The sequence below is a fragment of the Bradyrhizobium sp. genome (genome assembly GCF_019242285.1).
Classification (GTDB): domain Bacteria; phylum Pseudomonadota; class Alphaproteobacteria; order Rhizobiales; family Xanthobacteraceae; genus Bradyrhizobium.
In genome coordinates this window covers 1-2986 of sequence record NZ_JAFAVV010000303.1, presented here as the reverse complement: position 1 = coordinate 2986, position 2986 = coordinate 1, and the positions used below count along the sequence as shown (strand labels likewise).

General features: G+C 64.9%; 2 protein-coding genes and 1 pseudogene. 2 read left to right on the top strand and 1 reads right to left on the bottom strand.

What is annotated here, in order from left to right; all coding sequences use genetic code 11:
- Together JOY90_RS11950 and JOY90_RS11945 are read left to right on the top strand one after the other, a co-directional pair.
- Positions 1-474: pseudogene (locus JOY90_RS11950) on the top strand (3-oxoadipyl-CoA thiolase); the annotation flags it as partial.
- A gap of 133 nt (positions 475-607) precedes the next feature.
- On the top strand, positions 608-1501 hold the full coding sequence (locus tag JOY90_RS11945; protein ID WP_291691346.1) for a dioxygenase: 894 nt from the start codon (positions 608-610) through the stop codon (positions 1499-1501).
- Positions 1502-1670: 169 nt separating this feature from the next.
- On the opposite strand, the gene JOY90_RS11940 is transcribed toward JOY90_RS11945, so the two are convergent.
- Positions 1671-2986, bottom strand: a 1316-nt coding sequence (locus tag JOY90_RS11940) for an MDR family MFS transporter (RefSeq protein WP_291691345.1), incomplete at its 5' end; no start/stop codon positions are given.

Below are 2986 nucleotides of genomic sequence, written 5' to 3'. Positions count from 1 at the left end.
GGCACGGTGACCGCGGGCAATGCGTCGGGCGTCAATGATGGCGCGGCGGCAATGATCCTTGCTTCGGAGGAGGCCGTGAAGAAGCACGGCCTGACGCCGCGGGCGCGCATCCTTGGGCTCGCCTCGGCCGCAGTGCCGCCGCGCATCATGGGCATCGGCCCGGTGCCAGCGACGCGCAAATTGATGGAGCGGCTGGGGTTGAAGATCAGCGATTTCGATCTGATCGAGCTGAACGAGGCGTTCGCCTCGCAGGGCATCGCCTGCCTGCGCCAGCTCGGCGTCAAGGACGACGCCGACTTCGTCAATCCGCATGGCGGCGCGATCGCGCTCGGTCATCCCCTCGGCATGAGCGGCGCGCGGCTGGCGCTGACGGCCGTGCACGGGATGGAGAAGCGCGGCGGCAAGCGCGCGCTCGCCACCATGTGCGTCGGCGTCGGCCAGGGCGTCGCGGTGGCGATCGAGAAAGTGAACTGAGCTGCCTGCCCCTCATCCTGAGGAGCGGCGCCTTTGCCGCGTCTCGAAGGATGAGGTTCGTGCGGTGGCCTCATGGTCCGAGACGGCGCTTCGCGCCTCCTCACCATGGGGACGAAACAGGGAACGTGGACACATGACCATCGCGCGCGAGCAGGACGTCACGGCCGCCGTGCTCGCCGTGATGGAGCAGACCACCAATCCGCGACTGCGCGAGATCATGGTCGCGCTGATCACGCATCTGCACGGCTTCATCCGCGACGTCCGCCTCACCGAGGCGGAATTCCGCGAGGCCATCGCGATCCTCGCTGAGCTCGGGCAGCGCACCACCGACCGTCATAACGAAGTCGTGCTGATGGCGGGTTCGCTCGGCGTGTCGTCCCTCGTATGCCTGCTGAACAATGGCGACAATGGCAACACCGAGACCTCGCAGTCGCTGCTCGGACCGTTCTGGCGGCTCAATTCGCCGCGCCTCGAGAATGGTGGCTCGATCGTGCGCTCGGAGACGCCGGGTCCGCCGTTGTTCGTGCGGGGACGCGTGGTCGATCCGAATGGCGCGCCCATCGCGGGCGCCGAGGTCGATGTCTGGCATTCCTCGCCGGTTGGCTTCTATGAGAACCAGGATCCCGGGCAGGCCGACATGAACCTGCGCGGCAAGCTCACGACTGATGCGCAGGGCCGCTTCTGGTTTCGCTCGGTGCTGATGAGCGGCTATCCGATCCCGACCGATGGCGTGGTCGGACGGCTGCTCCAGGCGCAGCATCGCCATCCCTACCGGCCTGCCCATCTGCATGCGCTGATCGTGAAGCCGGCATTCAAGGTCCTGGTCTCGCAGGTCTACGATCCCGCCGATCCGAACATCGACAGCGACGCGCAGTTCGGTGTGACCAGGGCATTGATCGGCGATTTCGTCCGCCACGACGTGCCGCGCCCCGATGCGCCAGACGTCGTCCCGCCCTGGTACGCGCTCGACCACGTTTACCGGATGGAAGCAGGCGAAACGGTGCTGCCGCGCGCGCCGATCAAGTAGCAGGCCGTCCTCGATGCGCAGTGCAGCGTTTGCGGCGCAGCGTATCCCACGACATCGGTTGCGCTGCATTTTACGTGCCGCAGCGCCGTGCGCTTAACTATCAACTGACGTTGAGCAGCCTGCGCCGCATGTGCCCGCTTAGCCCACCCTGCCGATCTGTTCGCTTCCTCTATTCCATCACCGCATGTTCCGGGCCGGCCGCCTGCTTGCGCAGCGCGACCTTGGTCGAGCCGATCATGAGGGCGAGCGGAATCGAGGCCAGGATGAAGATCATGATGAGCTGGTAGTCGTGCGAGAAGGCGATGATCTGCGCCTGGAGCCGCAGCATGACGTCGGCCAGCGCACGGCCCGAGTCGGTGTTCATGTTGATCATGCCCGCGACGTCGGGCATCTGCATGGCGTGATTGAATGGATTCACGTTGTTGTTGAGGATCGCATAGATGCGCCGCGATCCTTCCGTGAGCTGCGCGATCACCACCGAGATGCCGACCGAGCTCGCGACGTTGCGCATCAGCGTCAGCATCGAGGTGCCGTCGGTGCGCAACTGGCCGGGCAGCGTCATGAACGCGACCGTCGAGAGCGGCACGAAGACGAGGCCGAAGCCAAAGCCCTGGACGATGCTCACGGTGACGATCTCCGGCACGCCGGTCTGGTCGGTCCAGGCGGTCATGTAGTAGAGCGACAGCGCGGTGAGACCAAGACCAGCGATGATCAGCGTGCGCGCCTCGATGTAGCGCATCAGCCGGCCGACCAGCATCATGGCGACGAAGGTGCCGCAACCGCGGCTCGCCAGCAGCACGCCGGCGGTGATGATGGGATAGCCGATCACGTTCTGCAGATAGGGCGAGGCCAGCGCCATGGTCGAATACAGCACCAGGCCCATCACCGTCATGAAGATGCAGCCGGTGAGGAAATTGCGGTCCTTGAACAGCGCGAACTGGATGAACGGCCGCGTGGTCGTGAACGAGTGGGCGAAGAAATAATAGAAGCCGATGGCGGAGATGATGAACTCGGCGATGATCTCGTTGGATTCGAGCCAGCCGAGTTGCTCGCCGCGATCGAGCGCCAGCTGCAGCGAGCCGATTGCGACCGCGAGTGCGGTGAAGCCGAACCAGTCGAACTTCAGGTTCAGGTTCTTTTTGGTCTCGTCCATGAAGACGATCAGGCCGAGCACGGTGATAAAGCCGAACGGCAGGTTGACGAAGAACACCCAGTGCCAGGAATAGGTCTCGGTCAGCCAGGCCCCGAGCGAGGGGCCCATGATCGGGCCCATCATCACGCCCATGCCCCAGATCGACATCGCCTTGGCGCGCTCCTGCAGCGAGTACATGTCGAGCATCACCGCCTGCGACAGCGGCACCAGCGCCGCGCCGAACACACCCTGCAGGAGGCGGAACAGCACCATCTGGTTGATGTCCTGCGCCAGCCCGCACAGCACGGAGGCGACCGTGAAGCCGGCCGAGCAGATGATGAAGATGCGCTTGC

Excerpts from the sequence above, each read along its gene's own strand:
- JOY90_RS11945 (WP_291691346.1), top strand. The coding sequence starts at position 608 with ATGACCATCGCGCGCGAGCAGGACGTCACGGCCGCCGTGCTCGCCGTG.